The 20,436-nt window shown below is 68.7% G+C and carries 17 protein-coding genes and 5 pseudogenes; 7 read left to right on the top strand and 15 right to left on the bottom strand.

Annotated elements, in window-relative coordinates; genetic code table 11:
- The first annotated feature begins 1,483 nt into the window (after positions 1–1,483).
- Entirely contained in the window at positions 1,484–1,924 is a 441-nt protein-coding gene (locus ACHFIV_RS30000) for a phosphatase PAP2 family protein (protein WP_398975563.1), read from the top strand.
- 484 nt (positions 1,925–2,408) lie between these two features.
- Complete coding sequence (locus ACHFIV_RS29995; protein ID WP_398975561.1) at positions 2,409–2,963, top strand: hypothetical protein; 555 nt, start codon at positions 2,409–2,411, stop codon at positions 2,961–2,963.
- Positions 2,964–3,145: 182 nt separating this feature from the next.
- On the opposite strand, the pseudogene ACHFIV_RS29990 reads toward ACHFIV_RS29995, so the two are convergent.
- A pseudogene (locus ACHFIV_RS29990) lies at positions 3,146–3,394 on the bottom strand (transcriptional regulator); the annotation flags it as partial.
- Positions 3,395–3,514: 120 nt separating this feature from the next.
- Positions 3,515–4,018 (bottom strand): N-acetyltransferase, encoded by a 504-nt coding sequence (locus ACHFIV_RS29985; protein WP_398975559.1) that lies wholly within the window; start codon positions 4,016–4,018, stop codon positions 3,515–3,517.
- Positions 4,019–4,267: 249 nt separating this feature from the next.
- Here ACHFIV_RS29985 and ACHFIV_RS29980 point away from each other — a divergent pair.
- Positions 4,268–4,931, top strand: a pseudogene (locus ACHFIV_RS29980) (IS5 family transposase); the annotation flags it as partial.
- Positions 4,932–5,088: 157 nt separating this feature from the next.
- On the opposite strand, the gene ACHFIV_RS29975 reads toward ACHFIV_RS29980, so the two are convergent.
- The 3 genes from ACHFIV_RS29975 to ACHFIV_RS29965 form a co-directional block, all read right to left on the bottom strand.
- The gene (locus ACHFIV_RS29975) at positions 5,089–5,547 is read right to left on the bottom strand and encodes a DUF2690 domain-containing protein (protein ID WP_398975557.1); all 459 of its coding nucleotides are present in this window, start codon (positions 5,545–5,547) and stop codon (positions 5,089–5,091) included.
- A gap of 267 nt (positions 5,548–5,814) precedes the next feature.
- Positions 5,815–5,973 (bottom strand): hypothetical protein, encoded by a 159-nt coding sequence (locus tag ACHFIV_RS29970; RefSeq protein ID WP_398975555.1) that lies wholly within the window; start codon positions 5,971–5,973, stop codon positions 5,815–5,817.
- Between the two features lie 680 nt (positions 5,974–6,653).
- Positions 6,654–7,262 (bottom strand): ABATE domain-containing protein, encoded by a 609-nt coding sequence (locus ACHFIV_RS29965; RefSeq protein ID WP_398975553.1) that lies wholly within the window; start codon positions 7,260–7,262, stop codon positions 6,654–6,656.
- Between the two features lie 93 nt (positions 7,263–7,355).
- Between ACHFIV_RS29965 and ACHFIV_RS29960 the strand changes: the two genes are divergently transcribed.
- Positions 7,356–8,147 carry an MBL fold metallo-hydrolase gene (locus ACHFIV_RS29960; RefSeq protein ID WP_398975565.1) on the top strand — a complete coding sequence of 264 codons (792 nt, stop codon included), beginning with the start codon at positions 7,356–7,358 and terminating at the stop codon, positions 8,145–8,147.
- A gap of 859 nt (positions 8,148–9,006) precedes the next feature.
- On the opposite strand, the gene ACHFIV_RS29955 is transcribed toward ACHFIV_RS29960, so the two are convergent.
- Positions 9,007–9,153: a hypothetical protein gene (locus tag ACHFIV_RS29955; protein ID WP_398975551.1), complete on the bottom strand. Its 147-nt coding sequence runs from the start codon at positions 9,151–9,153 to the stop codon at positions 9,007–9,009.
- A 326-nt stretch (positions 9,154–9,479) separates the two neighbouring features.
- Positions 9,480–10,163 carry a TetR/AcrR family transcriptional regulator gene (locus ACHFIV_RS29950; RefSeq protein WP_398975549.1) on the bottom strand — a complete coding sequence of 228 codons (684 nt, stop codon included), beginning with the start codon at positions 10,161–10,163 and terminating at the stop codon, positions 9,480–9,482.
- A 115-nt stretch (positions 10,164–10,278) separates the two neighbouring features.
- On the opposite strand from ACHFIV_RS29950, the gene ACHFIV_RS29945 reads away from it, so the two are divergent.
- Positions 10,279–10,983: a DUF4386 domain-containing protein gene (locus ACHFIV_RS29945; protein ID WP_398975547.1), complete on the top strand. Its 705-nt coding sequence runs from the start codon at positions 10,279–10,281 to the stop codon at positions 10,981–10,983.
- A 682-nt stretch (positions 10,984–11,665) separates the two neighbouring features.
- Entirely contained in the window at positions 11,666–12,400 is a 735-nt protein-coding gene (locus tag ACHFIV_RS29940) for a dienelactone hydrolase family protein (protein WP_398975545.1), read from the top strand.
- A gap of 1,163 nt (positions 12,401–13,563) precedes the next feature.
- Here ACHFIV_RS29940 and ACHFIV_RS29935 read toward each other — a convergent pair.
- From ACHFIV_RS29935 to ACHFIV_RS29920, 4 genes and pseudogenes are all read right to left on the bottom strand, one after another.
- Positions 13,564–13,884, bottom strand: a complete 321-nt coding sequence (locus ACHFIV_RS29935) for a hypothetical protein (protein WP_398975543.1) — start codon at positions 13,882–13,884, stop codon at positions 13,564–13,566.
- Complete coding sequence (locus ACHFIV_RS29930; RefSeq protein ID WP_398975541.1) at positions 13,869–14,489, bottom strand: hypothetical protein; 621 nt, start codon at positions 14,487–14,489, stop codon at positions 13,869–13,871. Before ACHFIV_RS29930 ends, ACHFIV_RS29935 begins: the two co-directional genes overlap by 16 nt.
- 81 nt (positions 14,490–14,570) lie before the next feature.
- Positions 14,571–15,104 (bottom strand): CbrC family protein, encoded by a 534-nt coding sequence (locus tag ACHFIV_RS29925; protein ID WP_398975540.1) that lies wholly within the window; start codon positions 15,102–15,104, stop codon positions 14,571–14,573.
- 112 nt (positions 15,105–15,216) lie between these two features.
- Positions 15,217–15,632, bottom strand: a pseudogene (locus ACHFIV_RS29920) (ISKra4 family transposase); the annotation flags it as partial.
- Here ACHFIV_RS29920 and ACHFIV_RS29915 point away from each other — a divergent pair.
- Positions 15,629–16,186, top strand: a pseudogene (locus ACHFIV_RS29915) (transposase); the annotation flags it as partial. The pseudogenes ACHFIV_RS29920 and ACHFIV_RS29915 overlap by 4 nt on opposite strands.
- A 51-nt stretch (positions 16,187–16,237) precedes the next feature.
- On the opposite strand, the gene ACHFIV_RS29910 reads toward ACHFIV_RS29915, so the two are convergent.
- The 4 genes and pseudogenes from ACHFIV_RS29910 to ACHFIV_RS29895 form a co-directional block, all read right to left on the bottom strand.
- Positions 16,238–17,947, bottom strand: a complete 1,710-nt coding sequence (locus ACHFIV_RS29910; protein ID WP_398975538.1) for a RecQ family ATP-dependent DNA helicase — start codon at positions 17,945–17,947, stop codon at positions 16,238–16,240.
- Between the two features lie 425 nt (positions 17,948–18,372).
- Positions 18,373–18,777, bottom strand: a complete 405-nt coding sequence (locus ACHFIV_RS29905) for a hypothetical protein (RefSeq protein WP_398975536.1) — start codon at positions 18,775–18,777, stop codon at positions 18,373–18,375.
- 69 nt (positions 18,778–18,846) lie between these two features.
- Positions 18,847–19,592, bottom strand: a pseudogene (locus ACHFIV_RS29900) (transposase family protein); the annotation flags it as partial.
- 374 nt (positions 19,593–19,966) lie between these two features.
- Positions 19,967–20,293, bottom strand: a complete 327-nt coding sequence (locus ACHFIV_RS29895; RefSeq protein WP_398975534.1) for a helix-turn-helix domain-containing protein — start codon at positions 20,291–20,293, stop codon at positions 19,967–19,969.
- Between the last annotated feature and the right edge of the window lie 143 nt (positions 20,294–20,436).

The raw sequence follows: 20,436 nt of genomic DNA, 5'->3' as shown, positions 1-20,436 counted from the left end.
GCGTACTACTGGGGGGCCTGTGAGAGCGCCACCCTCTCCGGCAGCCAGCCCCGTCGCCCGTCCTGCGTCTGCTCTGGCTTAGAACCCCACTGCCGAACCTCCCGATGCGCGCGCCCGCAGCTGACGCCTTCACCGAGGTACCACTTACGTACTGCACTACTACTGCGTTGACTGCGGTCCTGCTCATGGCTGCCCCTGATCACTGCGGGCCGCCCGGCCCGGTCGCCAGTCCCGTCGCCGTCCTGCACAAACCCTGGCTTCGAAACTCCGCAACCGCACCGTCCTGCGAACTGCAACTACCTGTACTGCTGCCAGGCAGTTCGTCTCTGCCCGGCCCTGCTGTCCTTCTGGCTGCGAGAGAAACCATAGCCACACCACCATCCAATGTCTACTCCGTCCAGCACAGATTTTCGCTCTCGCGCCAGCGAGGTAGTCGCCCTTCTCGCGAACAGGACCAGAGTGCGCTCTGTGTCCGGCGGCAGAACGCCAGGACCACTCACCTCCCTCGTCCGGGCACCCTTGTGCACCGGGCCAGGGGTTCGCGATGCCGGCCTTTCCCTTCGTTCGCGCCACCTCCGATCACAACCGACGGCCCATGGGGCCGGATCCGCCCGGCCAGGCGGGGCGGGTGCGCGAAACGGTTCAGGGTGTAGGCGAGGCATGACGAGGGTGGCAAGTGCTCCCAGTGATACGCGGAACCGAAGAGCTGCCACTGTTACTACGTCTCACTGAAGGGCGGAACGTCAGCTGCGGGGGCGTCCAGACGGATCCGTTCGTAACGCAGCGGATGGCGCCACACTCTGCGGTCCTGTGACACTTCGGGGCCGATCTCCGCGACGAGGACGGGTTGAACGAGGACCGGCTCCAGGGGGGCGCCGTTGTTCCGGCCGATGAGGCGTGGGCGGCCGGTGCTGTCGTAGCGGCGGCCCAGCAGGACCTGCGGACGCCGCAGAGTGCCGGTGACGCCGCCGATGAGCGCTTCGGTTGTCCGGTGCGGCAGACGGGGGGTGGCCTGCCGACGGTGCGCCGGGACAGCCGCCTGTACCGGGGCCGCGGCGCGATCAACCCACTGCGAACGACATCACGTCACCTGCCCACCGCATTACGGGAGGCGGACAGGGCACTCGTCGCCCATGGCGCAGCGATTAGAGCCAGCCACCCTGAGGGTGCAGGCGCTTTTTCGGCCGATGGCGGGGCTCGGGCTGGCGGGAAGCGCTTCAGGCCCGGACCAGGAAGCGGGCCGGTGGGCGCTGGACACGTCGGCCGACCCGCCAAGGGTCAGGTGGGCGGTGACCCTGACACGAGTACAGCGCGTGGGCGAGACTCGATGACCCCGAAGGGGCCATAGGCGGGTGTGGGACGCATATGAACGGACATACACGTAAATCATGCTGAATATGCAGACGGTACGCACGCTGGACCGGCGGCTGACGATACGGGCGGCTGGCTGGGACACCCGCACGATCGACACTCCTTGTCCCTCGTGGAAGAAGCGGCAGAACACACCAAGCTGTGGTGCGGCACCGCCGCGGCCCTGGCCGTGCTCGGCGGTCGGCGCGGCCGCCGAGCCGCCCTTTCCGGTCTGGCCGCCATGGCTATGGCCCAACTACTTTCCAACGCAGCCTGCAAGCAGCTGGTAGAACGGCCCCGGCCTCCCAAGGAGTGGGTCCCCCACGACAACTCATCGTCCTTCCCCTCCGGACACACCGCTGCCGCTACGGCCTTCACCACAGCGGTGACCCTCACCTGGCCCTTCGTTGGCGCGGCTTGCGCGGTCCCTGCCGCGATGGTGGCGGTCGAACGCGTTCACAGCGGCGCCCACTACCCCAGCGACGTCGCCGCTGGGGCCGCGATCGGCCTGGCCAGCACCTGGACCATCCGCCACCTGCCCGGCGTGCTACGTCGATACGTACGCCTCACATAGTGCGATGCCGCCGAAGGAACAGCACCGCTTCGGGAGGCTGACTCGTCACGCCCCAGCCAATCGCACAGCGCCTCGGTCCGTAACCGGCCTCCTAGCCGTTCGTACCCCGGCGAAGGGAACGAAGAACCCTCAAGCCGGTCCGGCCTCCGAGGGTTAACGCCCGCATCCGGCTGCTTTCGAATTTCGGATGCGAGTGGCGCACCGGACCGCTTCCCACCCGTGTGTGCGCCTCCCACGGGGCGCTCTCGTAGGGACCAGTGTGTGCGCGGCCGTTTCGGGCTATGGCTGCCTTCATATCGGAGTGCGCAGGATGGAAGAGTTTCACGGACCGGCGCCCATGACGGGCCGTCGAGATCAGCGGGACTGTGGCGAAGGCGTGTACAGCTTGCCGAGTTCGCGCCCGGAGGGCGCCGCCGAAACGGAGTCACGGCACCGCACGGCATCGGAAGAAGGTATGCACGTGCTTCGTTCCCTACGCGTCAGCATGACCCGCAGACCCCGGTTGTCCACTCTCCTGGCCGTGGTCTGCCTCCTCGCCGGAGGGCTTACTTTCGCCGCGCCGGCCAGTGCCGCGCCCACCGGGCTGCTCGACATCACCTGCACCCCGCCCAGCAGCAACAGCACCACATTCAGTCCGCCGCTGACCAACACCCCCGCCCTCGTGACGAGGACAGGGTCAGCGCAGTTTGGCCCCTGCGTTTCCCTGTCGCGCCCCGATGTGACCTCCGGGTCGTCGTCCAGGCCACCGACCTCACTGCTTCTCGACTGCTCGGATCTGCTCACCGCCTCCTCCACGACCACCACCATCACCTGGAACACCGGGGAGACCAGCACGCTGTCCCTCAACTCGACGGCGACGATCATCGGCGCCGCCCTCATCACCACCGCAACCGGCACCGTGACAGCCGGGCTGTTCCAGGGAGACACCGTGGTCCGAACGACGGTGGCACCGGCTCTGACGGTAACCACCTGCACCCTTGGCCTCGGAAACGTTCCCAGCCTCTACGCCCTGTCCACTCTGGAGATCACCTCACTGTGAGAACGCCGCAGCTCCCGCGCCAGTGTTGTCGCCATCTGCCGCGCTCACCGGCCGGGATAGTCCCGGTGCTCCGGAACTGCCTGCTCTCGTCTCAGCGCTTCTTCACAGGCAGCCCTTGGCTACGATGCGCTGCACCTCGTCCCCGGCAGGTCCAATGCCGGGGACGGGGGCGCTCCTGGCTCTCAAGCGGCCCAGCCGATGGAGGAGACGTTGCTGTAGGCGTCCCAGTCGGTGCCGATGTCCTGGATGATTTCGTCCCAGATGGCGTCCAGCTCGTCCACGTCGTCAGCCATCCAAGCGTCGACGGCGCGGTCCCAGACCCCGCGCACGTTGAGGCTGCGGCTGGACAGGTCCCGCTGCCGTTTGCCTTCCACACGGGCCTGGTCCACGGGGTTGATCTCGACCCGGGTTCCGCGGCCCTGGTTGTTGAGCCACGGGAACCTGACCCACGTGAACGTCGAGGTGTTGTCGCCGCAATCCGGATACTCCTTCACCCGATCGAGACTCCTGCTCAATCGACAGCCTTCGAGATCGGTACGGGCAACAACCACTTACGTGTCGGGATGCTCCGGCAGGGCGAGCCAGTCCGACCAGGAGATCTCGCGGCCGAGGAAGCGCGGCTGCTCGAACGGCCAGTCGGCGGCGATCCACTGCGGCACCAGCGCGTCGAGGGCATGCTCGACCTTGCTGCCCACCAGATCGTCCACCACCCACCAGGAGATCTCGCCGTCCGCGCCGGCCCTCTCCGGTGGGTCGACGTAGACACAGCCGAGCAGAGCTGTCTCCTCCGCGTCGAACAACCCGTAGTTGAAGGACTGGTGTGCGGCGATCTCCTTCTCGTGCCGCAACAGGTCGGCCCGGTCGGCCTCGTAGGTCATGGTGGCCGCGGGCCAGCCCCAGGCCGAGCCGAAGATGGTCCACAGCCGCTCCCGCGAACCCATCACAGCCGGATAATCGAGTGGGGTGTCCGCCTCCCGGATCGGCCGCAGGTGATGACCACCACCCGGCAGCGGTACCAGGACAGGGTGGACGAAGTCATTGGGAAGCCAGCTCATGGCGCCCGACCGTAGCAGCGCGCGGCCGTCCGCTCCCCTGGATTTTCCCCGTATACCGCCAGGCCCTGCTCTCATGCCGGGCAGGACGGCCTTCACCTCGGCCCACGTGATCCACGTGGTGCTGTGGAAGCCGTCTTCGCCGTACCACTCGGTCAGCTCGGCGAACCGCGCACTCACGGTGGCCGAGGCATCGGCGGGAACCCCGTGGCTGCGGCCAAAGGACGGAAGTTCGCATAGTTGCGGACGCATACCGGCATTCAGTGGGAGTACCTGCCGCAGGAGCTGGGCTTAGGTTCGGGCATGACCTGCTGGCGTCGGCTCGCTGCCTGGAATGAGGTCGGCGTCTGGCACCGACTCCACGTCGTGCTGCTGGCCAGGCTGCGAGCGGCGAAACAGCTCGACTGGTCGCGGGCGGTGATCGACTCTTCCCATGTCCGGGCCGCTCGGCGCGGCCCGGAAGCGGCCCCAGCCCGGTCGACCGCGCGCGGCCGGGCAGCAAGCACCACATCCTCGTCGACGGTCAGGGCATCCCGCTCGCAGTGTCCCTGACCGGCGGAAATCGCAACGACGTCACCCAACTGATGCCCCTGTCGCCAAGATCCCGTCGGTCCCAGGGCTCGTGGGACGGCCACGTCGACGGCCTGACGTCCTGCTTGGGGACCGCGGCTACGACCACGACAAGTACCGCCGCCTGGTCTGGGCGCAGGGCATCAAACCAGTCATCGCCCGCCGCGGAGTAGCGCACGGCTCCAGCCTCGGGATTCATCGCTGGGTTGTCGAGCGCACGATCGCCTGGTTCCGCGGCTTCCGACGTCTCCGTGTCCGGTGGGAACGACGCGACGACATCCACGAAGCCTTCCTCGGCCTAGCCACCTGCCTCATCACTCACCGCCACTCCCAACGCCTTTGTTAGGACCTAGAAGAGCGAGCCTGGCGAGGAGTTCGCGTCCTGTGTCGGCAAGGGCCGGGGTGCGTGCGGTGAATTCGGCGAGCGATCGGGGGCGGCTGGTGCTGGTGCGGTCGGCGCTTCGGGAGTTGGCGTGCGCTGCACCGCCCGGCAAGGAGGTCTCTCAGCAGAAACCTTCCCACGCATTGCTCGCGCTCGCTCCGGTGAAGGCGACTGGCTGACCGGATGCGTTACGCACGACGGCCATGGCCGTGATGCACGTGGCGCCCGGAGCAAAGACCTGCATGCCGAATGAGCTACCGGTTGCCGGGTCGTACTCGTAGTTCTCGTAGAACCCGAGCCAGCCGCCCTGCCCGTCAGGCTGACTGGAAATACGCCGGATACCCTTGGTGACCACGTTCGAGCCGTTGGAGACACTCATGACGGCACGCACCCAGTTGGTCTGGCAACTCGGTGAGTAGCGCACCTCCATCGTTCCGAACACCGCCTGAGGGCTGCGGATCTGGCGGGTGCCGATGGTGACCGCGTCAGCCGCGCACCCGGTGGTGTACGGGTTCGTCCCCGTGTAGGGGTCGTAGGGCGCAGCGGCGGCGCCTGTGATCGACAGCATGACAGCGCTCATGACTAGCGCGGTTACGGTCAGTACTCGCGGTCCGATTCTTCCCATAGCCCCTCAGTTTGGGTAGACAGCGCAGGTATCGGTTCGTGTCAGCCAACAGGGGACTGGTCATGAGCACGAAGGGTTTTTCAGGCCATATGCCGTAGGCAGAGGTGAACGGGTCGTGCCGGTCACTGCGTCATACCTGCGGCGTCCCGACCGCGCAGGCGTGGGACCGGCTGACCCGCCGGGCCGCGAAGAACCGGTGGGGTCGGAGATGTCGGACAGAGGTCAGGCGAGCATCTCCAGGACCAGGCCGTGGGCGGTGAGGTGGTCGGCGAGTGCGGCAGCGTCGCGGCCGAGGCGCTTCATCTCGTACACGGTGAAGATGACCAGGCAGTGTGCCTTGACCTCCCGCGCCGCACGAAGGGCCTCCCCGGACCCGCACATGGGTGCTGATCTTCGCGCTGAAGATCTTGTCCCTTGGGATGACGTGCTTGGTGGGCGCGTCGAGCTGGGATTGGAGTTCCTGCCCAAGGGTCGAGCAGCGGGCGGAGCTGATGCGAGTGCCCGCGCTCGGCAGGTCCGGGTCGATCGGCGCCGACGGCGGCGCGCCCGGCCGCCACGGCCTGCCCGGGCCGCGGTCGGTCGGGGATGGAGGCCCTCAGCGCCTTCCTCAGCCGGGGAACGATGGTGAAGCGGCGGGTGTGGTGGGCGGAGACGGCCACGCCGCCGCGTGAGCGGCAGGGCGAGCCGGGTCGTGCGTCGCACTTCGGACAGGCGTGCTGTTCGACGTCGTCCGCGTCCGACCGGTCGGACGGTCGAGGAAGGATGCCGAGGGACCGTCATGGGCCCGGACTTTCGCACCACGCAGGTAAGTTGCAGAACGGGGCGACCGACGCTCTTGAGCGAGAAAGGATTTTGAGAGCGAATCCGGGATTGGCGGGGGTCCGGAGGTAGGCCCGGGATTGATCTTGCTCGCGCAATGGAACGTTTGCGAGGGAGCCCGAGTCAGAGCAGTGATCTTCAGTGATCGGATGCACGGCTGGCGGTCGGCAACTGGAAGCCGCCAGCTGAAGGCGCTTCGTGTGACCCCCGGGCGGTCCGCAGGAGGGGGCCGGGGGGGTGCGTCAGCCCGAGGTGCCGCTGCGCCGTGCGTAGGCGCGGGCGGCGCGGGCACGGTCGCCGCAGCGTGTGGAGCACCAGTGGCGCCGGCCGTGGGTGCGCAGGAGAAACCGGTCGCAGGGGGCTGATCCGCAGGAAGCGAGGATGCCGGCGTCGGGACCGGTGAGCAGGTCGGCGGCGTCGGCGGCGAGGATCGCCAGTGCGTGGTTGACGGCCTGGTCGGTGGGGTGCGCCTGGACGCGGCGCAGCCCTCGGGCCCCGTCCCAGGCAAGGAGGGGGGCGGTGGGCACGGCCGTGAGGGCCTCGTTCACCGCGCGCAGGGATTCCTCGGGCGGGGTGGTGGCCCCGACGCGGGCGGCGAACAGGGCGCGGACGTGGGCGCGCAGCGTGCGCATCCGCTGTGCGCACACCTCGTACAGCTGCACGTCCGGAGTGGTCAGGTCGTGGACGGCGAGCCAGTGCATGGCGGTTTCCGGGGCGGCGAGCAGGTCGTAGCTCTGGCCGGCCGGCAGGGTGGCGGCGGTGTCGGCGAAGTCCAGGGAGCGGTACCGGTCGGCCCCTGGTGCCGGGGGCAGAACGGTCGGTGCCAGGTCGGCGGCCAGGGTCTCATCCATGCCTCTCATGGTAGCGCTTGCGTTTTAACGTGATGCCTGCTTAGCCTGGGATCACGTTAACTGAAGGTTTTTTTCGTGAGAAACGGAGACGTGATGTCCCAGCTGCACGCCGGCCAGTTCCCGGTCCGCACGTTCGGCGGTCCGACCGCCCTGTTCGAGTACGGCGGCCTGCGCTTCCTGACCGACCCCACCTTCGACGGCCCCGGCGACTACCCCGCACCCGGTGGCCCGACCCTGGTCAAGACGGCGCCCTCCACCGCTACGCCCGCCGACCTCGGCCCCGTCGACGTGGTCCTGCTCTCCCACGACGAGCACGCCGACAACCTCGACACCTCCGGCCGCGCCCTGCTCACCGATGTCCCCCTCACCCTCACCACCCCCGCCGGCGGCGAGCGCCTCGGAGCACAGGCCAAGGGCCTGGCCGACTGGGAGACGGTCGAGCTGGAGCGTCCGGGCGGCGGCACCATCACGGTGACCGGAGTCCCCGCCATCCACGGTCCCGGACCGCGCGAGGAGATCGAGCCCCTCACCGGCCAGGTCGTCGGCTTCGTCCTGACCGGCGAGGGCCTGCCTACGGTCTACGTCAGCGGCGACAACGCCTCGCTCGACGCGGTCAGGGAGATCGCCGACCGCTTCGCCCCGATCGACACCGCCCTCCTGTTCGCCGGAGCACCCCGCTTCCCCATGCTCTTCGACGGCCGGCCGGTCGTCCTGGACAGCGCGCAGGCGGCCGAGGCCACCCGGATTCTTGACGCCCGCCGCGTCGTCCCGGCCCACCACGACAGCTGGGCCCACTTCACCGAGGGCCGCGACGAGCTGGAAGCCGCCTTCGCCGCCGCGGGCCTGACCGACCGCCTGGACCAGGACTGGGCGCAGCTCGCCTGACCAGGGCGGCGACTCCTACGGCATCCCCCACGTGTAGCGCACGTACGGTTTCCCATGTTCAACCTGTTCACGTCCAAGGACGGGAAGATCAACGAGAAGGGGGCCAACCGCAACCCGGCCGACATCATGGACCAGCTCACAGCCGGCTCCCCCGCAGCCACACCCGGCGCAGCGTCCGGATCGGGACATGATCGGAAGCGGACCGTCACCGGACGCGGGCACACGGGCCGGACCGGGGACCAAGGACCGAAGGGAAGGCCAGACTCAATGATCCACCCCTCGTAGCCCCGGTCCGCCTGCGCTCTCCATGCGATGGCCGATGGAGAGCACAGTCCGCGAAACCCGCGCCGAGATCAACCCCGCCGGATGGGCAGGGCAAGCGTCGCGGGACCTGTCCAGCCGAAGGACCACCGTGCGCGGCGTCTGGGACTTGCTGACTGCGTCCCAGGCGGTGCCTGCCGATGTCCTGAATAATCTCGCCCCATATGGCGTCCAGCTGACCCACATCGTCTGCCGCGCCCAACGGCCCCCACACTCACAAGGCACCGACGGAGTCGACATCTCGCCCCTGAGACCGCCTTCCCCACCACCATCACCCGTGGCGACAGCGAGGCAGTTGGTCCGGCAGCAAGGGCCGCTTGTGGATGTACCCAGCTGATCGCTCAGCCCTGCGCCTTCGTAGAGCGGGGCAGGGTGACGCGCAGGACCCGAGACCGCCGGCTCGTTCATTGACCCGCAATCGGCGACGGAGCGGTCACCGCCCCGGGTCCACATGCGCCAGACGGCACCCACCTCCAACACCGCCAGCGGCGCCCATCGGTGTCTTGCAGAACGCCACCCGTGGGCCTGCGCGCCTGCCTCAGCACGGCCTCGAGGCCTCGGCCGAGGTCTTGCACCAGTCGGTACTCCAGGTCAGCAACAGGCGGTAGTAAGACCCGTCGAAGGCCTCGATGATCTGGAAGGTCCAGTGGCCGGGGACCTCGATCGCCGCACCCAACACGTCCACGCCAGGGACCCCGTGGGCATTGAACATGCCAAAGCCCATCCCCAGCGACACCGCCCGTCAACCTCTCGCCTCATGACAACGATCCACCCGTCCACAAACACCCATTGACCAGCATCAAAGCACCAGTCCCTGAACCAGCACGACCGACTCTCACCGCCACCGACACCAAACCGAGAGATCGCATCCGCGCCGCACAGGTGCGAGCCCTCCCCCTGTGCGGCTGTCAGCGTGTGCCTGTTCCGCCTCACCCGAGGGATCGCCCTCGAGTTCTGCGCTCGGCCGGGCTTCCCTCACCCCTTCGACGCTGAATCAGCCCTCCGCACCCGCTACACCTTCCGTGCGGACGTCCAGCCCTGGCCACGGAGGCTCTCGAAGCCGTCCAGGAGGAGGTCGAGGGCAAATTCGAACTCGAACTGGTCATCACAGCCGCCACCGACCGGGGAGCCCCCGTCATGGACGGCCGTCGCGGCCAGCTCCGCGATGTGCGGGTAGCGCCCCGCCAGCTCGGGGCCCGGCGGGCCGGAGGGGCCCGAGGTGTCGAACAGTTCTTGGCTGAAGCCGAGCAGGCGGCTGCCCATCGCGTGCATGACGTGGTGCGTAAGGTCGGCGGAGAGGCCACCGCCCCGGAAGCTCCCGGCCATGGAGTCCAGATACGCCAGCACGGCCGGGGTGGGGCCGGTCCGCGACTCGATGACCCGGGCCGCCCAGGGGTGGCGCAGCAGGACCCGCCGGGCCGTGAGGATCCGCCCGCGGACCACGCTTCGCCAGTCGGGGCCCGCAGCCGGCGGGTCGATCTCGCCGACCACTGCGTCGACCATGCCGTCGAGCAGCTCCTCCTTGTTGGCCACGTGCTTGTAGAGGGCCATCGGTACGACGTCCAGCTCCTGCGCGAGCCTGCGCATGCTGAGCGCGTCGATGCCGGTGGCGTCGGCGAGCGCGACGGCGGCGCGCAGGACGCGGTCCTTGTTCAGAGGGGTCCGATGCGTGTGTGTGGCTTTCTGTCGGGTCACTCCGGTCGGCCCCTTCCTCCTTGACAACGCCCTCTCCTTGACGAGTGTACGCCGTACACCTATGCTCCGCCAGGTGTACGGCGTACACCACCATCGAGCGAGAGGTACCGAGAAGATGAGTCCGGATCGAAGAACCGCGGTGGCCACCGGGTCGCTGTTCCTGCTGACCGAGGCCGCCGCGATAGCAGGGGCCGTTCTGTACCGGCCCCTGCTCGGAGCGGCGGACGGCCGACTGGCGCAGAGCGCCGACATGCGGGCGCTGCTCGGGGTGCTCTGCGAGGTGGTGCTGGTGGTGGCGGTGGCCGGTACCGGGGCGGCACTGTTCCCCGTCCTGCGGCGCCACGGCGAGGGGCTCGCGCTCGGGTACGCCTTCGGGCGGCTGCTGGAGGCGGCCGTCATCACCCTCGGGATCGTCGCCGTCCTGGCGCTCGTCACCCTGCGGCGGGACACGGAGGCGGCGGCAGGCGCCGACGTCGCGCTGGTGGCCGTGCACGACTGGACGTTCCTGCTCGGACCCAACATCGCCCTCGGCCTGAACAGCGTCCTGCTTGCCTACCTCGCGTACCGCACACGGCTCGTGCCGCGCTTCATCGCCGTGCTCGGCCTGGTTGGCGGGCCGCTGATCTGCGCCTCGGCCGTCGCCGTGATGTTCGGGGCCTACCCGCAGCTCTCCGTGGCGGGGGCGGCCGCCGCACTCCCGGTGTTCGCGTGGGAGCTGGGGCTGGCCGGGTGGCTGATCGCCAAGGGGTTCGGGCCCGGCTCAGGCGCCGCGTCCCGGGCAGACGGAGAGGTAGCTGATCCGGCAGGTGTCCGTCGGTGAGACCGGCCCGAGCTTGACGACAGAGCCGTCCGGGGGACGCACCAGCCCTGCCCGGGCAGGGAAACGTCATGATCTGCGAGAAACAACGACCGACACGCGCTCGAAAGGCATCAGCAGCCGCTGGCGTGGTCAGTACCGGAGGCATGACGAACAACCGGGATGAGGAGGACCAACTCGGACGCGAAAGCACCGCATCCGAGCATCGCCACCTCAGGCAGGCGCTTGCCGCAGGCGCCTGCCCTCCCGCGCCCCGTCCTTGCCCGGAGTGCGCGTCCCGCAAGGGTCAGGCGGCAGTCCAGTCCCGCTCGTCCCGGCCTACCCGCGCGCCGCCGCGAGACCTTCTTCCCACGCGACCGAGGCCTACCTGACCCTCAACGCGCATGCCCCCGCACTGCGCTGCCGCTGGAGCGGGCGGGTTGATTCTCACGACTGCGCAGGGCGCGTGGGCCGATGTGACGAGCTGGAGTGCTGGCGTCGGCTCATATCCGGTGGGCTACGCTGTGCGGCTATGAATACCGGGACGGCCTTGCGCCACACACGGATCGGTGACCCGGGGCTCTTCTGAGCGCCGTACGGGCTGGTTCGGGCCCGCTTTTTGATCAAGGCTCTTGCGCTGCTGCGCGGGCACCGCCTCCGTCGTGTTGATCACAGGCTCTGCACATCAACCACGACAGGAGCATTCATGCGCACCAAAACGCTGCGGATTCCGACCACGGACGGCCAGGCCGACGCCTTCGCCGCCTTCCCCGACCACAGCGAGCGGCACCCAGGGGTGCTGATGTACGCGGACGGCTTCGGCATCCGGCCCGCGTTGCGGGCGATGGCTTGCGAACTGGCCGGGCACGGCTACTACGTACTCGTCCCCAACTCCTTCTACCGGCACGGCCCGGCACCGCTGGTGGAGCTTCCCGACTACATCGGAGAAGAGGCCCGGTCCGCGGTCTTCGCCCAGCTGATGCCCATGATCGAGGCGCACACCGCCGAACGTGTCCTGAGCGACGCCGACGCCCACCTCAGCTTCCTCACCACCCAGCCCGAGGTCAGCGCCGGACCGGTCGCGGTGACCGGCTACTGCATAGGCGGCCTCTACGCGATGCGCACCGCCGCGGCCCACCCCGACCACGTGGCGGCCGTCGCCGCGTTCCACGGCCCCGTCGGTGTCGATGGGGCCAACCTCTTCTCCAGGCTCACCGCCCAGGTCCACCTCGGCCACGCCGAAGGCGACATGACACCTGAGGCCCTCGGCGAGCTCAACCAGGCCCTGGGCGCGGCAGGCGTCGGCTACACCTCCGAGATCTACCCCGGCACCACCCACGGCTTCACCATGTCCGACACCGACGCTTTCAGCGCTTCCGGGCTGAAGCGCCACTGGGATCGACTGCTTCCCCTCCTGGACCGCACCCTGGCCAGCAGCTGAGGCTCCAACCCGGAAACCAGGGCTGAAGCGGCCGAAACCAGCAAACGGCATGGCGGGCCACACCGATGTCTCCAGGGCAGTGGCCCGCCTCTATCGCGAACGAGACTTCCGTAAACGCCAAGTCGCTTGAGACACCTCGAGCCTCCGCGGTCGCAAGCAACCTGGCATCCCGGCTCGTCAGCGGCCCACCATCTGACAGCCGCAGCACGACAGGACAGGTGCTCGCCTCCCGACCGTTCCGAGGAATTGGACACGATCGTGAGACTGGACGGCTGGACTCGGCGTGAGACAACGGGGCGCCGCAGGACACGGGCCGCGAGATCCTGCACAGGCCGGCGGCGTCAGCCGACAACGAGGAGAAGGAGTATCCGCCCGACCGATGCGGGCCGTCCCTCACCTGGCGGATGACTACGTAGGGCCGGCTGCTGAGCTCGCCACGCGTCTACTGAGCGACGGCATGGCCGGGCGGCGCCCGCACGACCGTGGGTGAGCAGCGTGGACCCCGCGCGTACGGCCTGGGGCACGGCCGCATGCGCGGGATCGCCTCCAGGAACCGGGCCGTCCAACGCGACCGCGGTGAGCCGACCGGATTCGGCGTGATGATCGGCATCGTGACCAGGGCGCGGTGCCGGTGGTGCGGCCCGGCCGGTCGACGTGCGAAGGGCGCCCGGCCGGGCTCCGTTCGCCATGGTCGGGCACTCCCCCGGGCACCGGGGGCTGACAAGGCCGGGACGGGGCCCGTACGGGTGACCGCGGTGGGGGGCCGGATGCTGGGCTCGCTGGGTCGAGTTCCTGTATGTCGGGTCAGCGATGTCCAGGACGCTGGTGAGGACCCGCGCGGCCGGGTGGGCGGTGTGCCCGTGCTGCGCAGCGCCCGTGTCCCCGGCGGGGTACGCCTCTACCGGCCGGGACCGGGGACGGCGATCCTCCTGCGCGGGTTCAGCCCAAGTAGGTGGGAGCGGTCCGCCAGGAAGCGTGAGGGTGTCCACAGTCTCTGCTGCGGCGACCGGACTGGGCCCCGTCGAAGAGGCGGCCTACGCCGCCGGGTCCGTCCGGCCCTGCTGATCGAGACCTTCGTTGCACACAAGAGGCCACGCGTGCGTTGTTGGAACCTAGTCGGCGGCGGCCCGGGCGTGCCGGGCCTCGATCGCGGCGATCACCCGCTACCGGGCCAGCCGCCGGGCCAGCTTGAGTTTCGATTCGGCCAGCAGGAGGGGCGCGAACCAGATCCAGCCCCACACGCTGCAGGAAACAGCCCCGCTCAGCACCAGTGCCTTGTTGGTGACGAGGACCAGCACAAAAGTGGTGACATACGCGGTCACCCGGTGGCCAATCACAAGCCGGAGCGGGGCCCGCCACAGGCCGTCCAGCAGGTCCAGCGCGGCCGCAACCTCGGCGGCCCGCAGGTCCTCCGGACGGGCGGGCGCCTGGACGCGTCCAGCGGCGATGCGCGGTCGCAGTGTCCTGCTCAGTCGTCGAACCACACGACGAGACGCACGTTGTCGTCACCGTGCTGTTCGGCGAGTTCCTTCATGGCTTCCCAGACGGGTTGCCACTCGCCGGTTTCGGTGACGGCTTCTCTGCGGCGGATGGTGGCTGACCTGTAGATAGTGTCACCGACGAGCCACTCACTTCCTTCGGGCCACTCCCGTGCCTCACCCACTTCGATACCGACAGCCTCGGCGAATACACGGCTCCAGGAGGACTTGCCCGTCATCCTGAGCCCGGTCGAAGTCTGACGGTACTGGTGAAGCCGGCTGTCGGGCTTCTCTGCGAGCTCATTCCAGTCGACGGCCTTCACCTCGGCCCACGTGATCCACGTGGTGCTGTGGAAGCCGTCTTCGCCGTACCACTCGGTCAGCTCGGCGAACCGCGCACTCACGGTGGCCGAGGCATCGCCGGGGAACCCCCTGGCTGCGGCCAAAGGACGGAAGTTCGCATAGTTGCGGACCCCGAAGAGACAACCGAACGCGTCGTAGTCACGGACATCATCGTTGAGGGAGCTGAGGCCGTGTGAGCTGTACCAGAGCGGCTCCTGATCGTCTTGCGGCACCCGATACTCGAGGAAGCCGCTTATGTCTGTACCCATGCCAGGCATTCTCCCGACGCCGTCGAATGATTTGGGTGTAGTTCCTTTGAAGGGAAAGGGTGCGCCTGCGCTGGGCGGTGGTTATGAAGCGTCGGCGTAGGCGAGGTGGGTGCCGCAGACGGTGCAGCGGAAGAGCATGGCGCTTGCCCCTTGGCCAAGGTGGGTCAGGAAGCTCTCGAGCTGGGGCGCGTCGTGCCAGCCATCCATTCGGAGGTCGAGGCGAAGCTGGTCGAGTGCCTCGGGGTGAGCTGCCAGCTCGGTGTATCCGACCTCGCCGATGAAGGCGGCCGCGTCGTTGCAGTGGACAAGCCAGTGCGGATCCTGCCAGGCGTGGAAGCCCGGGGTGCGGCGGGTGACCTGCACCAGGGTCTCCTCGCTGACGCCGTCGAGCCCGTGTGCGTCGTTGAATTCACCTTCGAATCGTTCAGCGGCACTGCCGTTGGCGATGCACCAGGGGCAGAATCCCCCGCTGACAACCTGGGCCGTGTAGAAACTGGCGGTGTAGATCCATCCCGTGCTGCGGTTGCAGCAGGCGCAGGTCTCGGCACTCTCACGGACGGACCCGCCTGTGACGGGGTCGGGATGGTAGCGGAAGCTGGGCAGGTCGGCAGTCACTGGTGAGCCTGCCGGGGCATGGGGAGGTCCGCCTCGGCGCCGGTGGTCTGTGTGCCGGCGCGCATGCCTGTGAACCTCATGAGTCGCAGTCTGTCCGCAAGCAGGCTCGTGATCAAGCGGTGAGGTTGAAGTCCTGCTTGTCGGGGGTGAGGTAGAGGCGCTCGTGCTCGCGGGCGGCGTGGAAGTGCCAGTAGGAGTCGAGGTCGCCGTTGGCGACGAGGGTGCGGAGCCGTAGGACGGCTTCGGCTCCGTGAAGACCCCAGCGGGCGCCGGTGATGTCGAAGCGGTCAGCGATCACGTGACGGCAGGCGCCTTCGACCGCGCCGGTGCGATCGGCCAGCCGTTGTCGAGTGCGGTGTCGTAGCGGAGCTGGTCGAGGTGGCCGGTCAGGTAGCGGCGGCAGGCGTCGACGCCCTCGCGCCGGGTGGCTGGCAGGTGTTCCCGGTCGGCTTGGGCGGTCACCTGGTCGGCGGTGCGGGCGGCATGGCCTGCGAGGATCGCGCTCAGGTGGTCGGCGACCCAGGCTTCGGGACCAAGTCCGCAGGCAGGAAGGCCGAGACGACGAACCGACCGCCTGCGTCATCGACTCCCAGAGCATCAAGACCTCCACCAACGTCCCTACCTCCGGGCAAGGAATCGACGCAGGCATGCAGATCGTCGGCCGCAAACGGAGCATCGTCATCGACACCCTCGGGCTCCTCCTCGGAGTGCTGGTCACCGCGGTCAGGGTGCAGGACTCGACCGCCGACCGAACCCTCATCGAACAGATCGCCGCAGAGCATCCCACCATCCGCAAAATCTGGGTCGCCGGCGGCTACCGCCAGTACCTCGTCGAGCACGCCTCCACGCTCGGCATCGACATGCATATCGTCCGCCGCGACCCCACCACCAGGGGCTTTGCAGTTCTGCCCCGCCGCTGGACCGTGCAGCGGACCCTTGGATGGCACAAGAACCACCGACGCCTGGCCCGCGACTACGAAGCCCACCCACACCGGTCCGAAGCCATGATCCACCTCGCGGTGATCAACTTCATGACCCGCAGACTCACCGCCGAATCCACCCCAACATGGCGTGGCACATGAACCGCCCGCAACCACGCAATCCGGGATGAAACAACGAGACGAAACACCCTCTCAGCGCAACGTCAGCAAGCCGTTCTGTTCGACCACGTCCAGGGAGAGCGTGCGGTAGCCGGCCGTCTCGAACAACACGGTCAGCCGACGGCCGTCCTGGCTCATCACCGAGCCGTCCCCCCACTGACCGTGCCGGACCCGGGCACCGAGCCGGAAGGGGTGCGGGGCGTCGTCGGCGCGGCTCACCTCCTGCGGGGCCACCGGTCCGCCGGTGCCGGCCAGCACCCCCGCGACCGCCTTCGGGCCATTCGTGGAAAGTGCGGCGGCCTCGCAGCGGTCGCAGGAGCCGCAGGACCCCCCGGCTTCCGGTTCCTGCCCGAAGTAGCCGAGCAGGAACCGCCGTCGGCAGCCCGTGTTCTCCGCGTAGCCCCGCATCATGTCGACCCGCGATCGCTCCAGCTGCTGGTGTGCGTCACCGAGTTCGACGGCCTTGCGGGCGGCCTCCGCAGGATCGGCGGCGACGGTGGTCTCCAGGTCTCCCGATTCGGTGGTGCGTACCGCTTCGACCTGTTCGAGTAGATTGACGACGGCTGTCAGCCGACTGGCCGTCAGGCCCGTCTCGCGGCGCAGATCGCTCGGCCGGACCGGGCCAGCGTGTTCCTCCAGTGTGCCGGCTACCTGGTAGACGGTGTCCGGGTCGGGGCGTCCGGCGGCGAAGAACCGCTGCATGCCGAGGTCCTGCGACCGGTAGGCAAGGATCGCCCGGGCCGGCTTCCCGTCCCGTCCGGCGCGGCCTATCTCCTGGTAGTAGGCGTCCAGGGAGCCGGGCACCGAGGCGTGCAGCACGAACCGGACGTCCGGCTTGTCGATGCCCATCCCGAAGGCGGAGGTGGCCACCACCACGTCCAGCTCCCCCGCGAGAAAACGGTCGTGCACCGCGCCGCGTTCCTTGGCGGGCAGGCCGGCGTGGTACGCCGCCACGCCCAGCCCCAGGTCGCCCAGCTCGCGGGCGTACTCCTCGGACTCCTTGCGGGTCGCCACGTAGACCAGCCCGGGCTTGGGTTCGACGGCGGCGCGTTCGACCACCGCCCGGCGCTTGTCGGCGGCGCCCCGGAAGGGGACGACCTCCAGGTGGATGTTGGGCCGGTCGAAGCCGGTGACCACCTCCCGCACGTCGCGCATGCCGAGCCGCTGGACGATGTCCGCCCGCACCGGGGCGGCGGCGCTCGCCGTGAGGGCGAGCACCGGCGGGCGGCCGATCCGGTCGATCACCTGGCCCAGCCGCAGGTACTCGGGCCGGAAGTCGTGCCCCCAGGTCGACACGCACTGTGCCTCGTCCACGACGAACAGCGCGGGCCGTGCCACCGCGAGCTGCTCGACCACCTCGTCCTTGGCCAACTGCTCCGGGGCGAGGAAGACGAAGTCGACGTCTCCTTCGCTGATCCGGTCCCACACCGCGTCGTTCTCGCCGCGGCTCTGGGTGGAGTTCACGGCCGCGGCGTCCGCACCAGCCCGTCTCAACAGGCCGCTCACCTGATCCCGTTGCAGGGCGATCAGAGGAGAGACGACGACGGTGGGGCCGGACAGAAGTACCCCGGGCACCTGGTAGACGGCGGACTTCCCTGCGCCGGTCGGCATCACCACGAGAGTGTCGCGCTGTTCCATGACCGACTTCATCGCCCGCAACTGCTCAGGGCGCAGCCGCTCCCATCCGAACACCTTGCGCGCACTGCGCTGCAGTCGCCGGGACAACGCGCTGAAGGTGAACATGGTGCTCCTCTGGGGCTGTGGGATCGGGCCGGGCGGCAAAAGCACCGTCCGAGTGACCTCCGACTACCCCGAGTCCGCCACCTCACGGCACCGAATGCGGCCGATCCCGTCGGCCGGCCTTCAAATGAGTCAGGCGAAAAGGCGCTGCCCTCTACGGGCCCTCCCGGCTCCTCGGCTCGCGTGGAGACCGCCGGCTCTGGGCCGTGTCTCTTCGATCAACTAACCAGTTACTGTGGTCATGCTCAGAATGGGGGATCTCACGGACGGCGAGTGGGCGGTGCTGCAGCCGCCGCTGCTGGCTCGTCGAGCGCGCCTTCGCCCACCTGCACTGGTTCCCTCGCCTGCGGAGCCGCTGGGAGATCCGCGACGACATCCACGAAGCCTTCCTCACCCTCGGGTGCGCACTCATCTGCTGGCGACGCCTGTCACAGGCGGCCCGGGCCCTCGCCCTCCCGCAGTAGCCACTCCCGCACCGAAGGAGCACGGTCAAGTAGCCGCCTGACCTGCATACCCTCTTCGCGCGAGGTCACCTTCGGGAGCGGGACGAAGTCGTCAGGGATCACATCCAGCAGGCTCAGCACACGGTCTCCCGTACGCAGAGCGATCAGCAGTTCCCACCGCACGTGACGTGGTGCGTCCGGGCGGTGGGACAAGGTGTGCCACAGGGCCGGCCACAGATAGTGGGTACCGTCAGGTGCCGCATTCGCGCGCACCCACGCCGGGTCCAACCGTTGGCTCAGACCGAGGTCACGCGCCCGCTCCTCCAGCCTGAACAGCGAGGCCGAATCGACAGCCTTCAGCTCGCGAGGCAACGGCTGTTCGAAGTCCATCGCCCCATGCTGCCCGACGGCATCCCACGACGAGGAGCCGACCTCAAAGTGTCATTCCGGTAGGAGTTCTCAGCGCTGGGGAGGAATCCTGTCGGTGCCGACACCCTTGAAACGCCATCCCAGAAGCGCCCAGAGCGCCGCGACGATACGTACTCCAATCCATGCTTCATTGATGGTAATCCGGGTAGTGCTGCAACGGAGTTTCCGAAGGAGCCGCCAGTTCTTCAGGATCGCCATGGCTCGTTCGCCGAGGCTGCGGATCTTGGCATGGTCCCGGTTGTGACGCCGGCGCCAGCCGCGCAGGTTTCTGCCCGAAACGGGACGCGGATGCTCGAGCTCGCACCCTGATACGCCTTGTCCGCCCAGCACTTGATGCCGTCGGCGGTCAGAGCGGCCGGGATGCCGGGGGTCCGGGCCGCGGTCAGGTCGTGCGTGGCTCCCGGCAGTGCGTCCGATGCCCAGATCAGGCGTCCGGCCGGGTCGGCGAGAACCTGCACGTTCATGCCGTGATGCTTCTTCCTCCCCGAGTAGTACGGGCGGTCGGCGGCGATGCGGTCGATCGGCAGGAGCGTGCCGTCGAGGATCACGTACGTCCTGCGGACTGTTTCCATGGCCTGCTCCAGCGTCGGAGCGAGCGAGGCCAGGAGATCGACGGCCTCGTGTATGTAGCGGTAGACCGTCGCGACCCCGATGTGGAAACCCGCCGCGAGACGGGCGTAGGTATCACCGCAACACAGGTGCGCGAGGACGGGCAGGGCCTGCCGACCACAGGTGAGGCAGCGCCAGCGGAAGCCGATCTGGCGCCGGTGAAGTCGACCGGAAACACACCACGGACCCGAGGGCTTACTGACCACAAGGTCGTGTCCACTCACCACGGCTCACCGTGCTCACCCCAGAAAATCACCACCGCAGGTCAGTGGTTGGTTGCGCAGATTGCGCAATCGAGTTCAGCCACCCTGGCAGCCCCAGCTGAGTGTCGCGCCGCTGGCAGGCGGGGAGAGCGGCGACGAGGGCTGCTGGAAGGGGTGCGCTGCCCTGTGCCAGGTACCGGGTCCCGTCGCCGGGCGGAGGCAGGGTTGCGCCCCGAGTGAGGGGGTGGCGGGAGGTGGCGGTGAGCCGTCCCTGCCGTTCGTCCCAGACGAGTCCGGGCCGGTTGCTCCAGGTCGTCCAGGACGAGCACCGATCTACATCAACTCGAGCCAGTGGCTTCGGCGGTGCGGCGGTGTTCGGCGTTGATGCGCCGGGCTTCCTCGAGCTGGTCTTCGAGGATGACGATGCGGCAGGCCGCCTCGATCGGGGTCCCGGCGTCGACGAGTTCGCGGGCGCGGGCGGCGATGCGCAGCTGGTAGCGGGAGTAGCGGCGGTGGCCGCCCGGGGAGCGCAGGGGGGTGATGAGGCGGGCTTCGCCGATGGCGCGGAGGAAGCCTTGTGTGGTGTTGAGCATGTCGGCGGCCCGGCCCATGGTGTAGGCGGGGTAGTCGTCGTCGAGACGGCCGTAAGAGACCTCTGCTGTCACTTGCACCTCTCTTGTGGAACGCGTGGAGAGGCCCCGGTGCCATGGCACCGGGGCCCCGAAGGAACTGCTACACCATCTGCCGGCCCTGGTTCGGCGCCGGCCTTCTGTTTCCGCGAGCCCGACCTGAATGCTGGGGTCGGGGG

Origin of the sequence: Streptomyces sp. ALB3, assembly GCF_044385685.1 — a bacterium.
Classification (GTDB): Bacteria; Actinomycetota; Actinomycetes; order Streptomycetales; family Streptomycetaceae; genus Streptomyces.
This window is presented reverse-complemented; position numbering and strand designations above follow the sequence as displayed.

Excerpts from the sequence above, each read along its gene's own strand:
- ACHFIV_RS29945 (WP_398975547.1), top strand. The coding sequence starts at position 10,279 with ATGAGTCCGGATCGAAGAACCGCGGTGGCCACCGGGTCGCTGTTCCTG.
- ACHFIV_RS29975 (WP_398975557.1), bottom strand. The coding sequence starts at position 5,547 with ATGAGCGCTGTCATGCTGTCGATCACAGGCGCCGCCGCTGCGCCCTAC.
- ACHFIV_RS29930 (WP_398975541.1), bottom strand. The coding sequence starts at position 14,489 with ATGGGTACAGACATAAGCGGCTTCCTCGAGTATCGGGTGCCGCAAGAC.
- ACHFIV_RS29905 (WP_398975536.1), bottom strand. The coding sequence starts at position 18,777 with ATGGACTTCGAACAGCCGTTGCCTCGCGAGCTGAAGGCTGTCGATTCG.
- ACHFIV_RS29965 (WP_398975553.1), bottom strand. The coding sequence starts at position 7,262 with ATGGATGAGACCCTGGCCGCCGACCTGGCACCGACCGTTCTGCCCCCG.
- ACHFIV_RS29985 (WP_398975559.1), bottom strand. The coding sequence starts at position 4,018 with ATGAGCTGGCTTCCCAATGACTTCGTCCACCCTGTCCTGGTACCGCTG.
- ACHFIV_RS29970 (WP_398975555.1), bottom strand. The coding sequence starts at position 5,973 with ATGTGCGGGTCCGGGGAGGCCCTTCGTGCGGCGCGGGAGGTCAAGGCA.
- ACHFIV_RS29960 (WP_398975565.1), top strand. The coding sequence starts at position 7,356 with ATGTCCCAGCTGCACGCCGGCCAGTTCCCGGTCCGCACGTTCGGCGGT.
- ACHFIV_RS29940 (WP_398975545.1), top strand. The coding sequence starts at position 11,666 with ATGCGCACCAAAACGCTGCGGATTCCGACCACGGACGGCCAGGCCGAC.
- ACHFIV_RS29910 (WP_398975538.1), bottom strand. The coding sequence starts at position 17,947 with ATGTTCACCTTCAGCGCGTTGTCCCGGCGACTGCAGCGCAGTGCGCGC.
- ACHFIV_RS29995 (WP_398975561.1), top strand. The coding sequence starts at position 2,409 with ATGACCCGCAGACCCCGGTTGTCCACTCTCCTGGCCGTGGTCTGCCTC.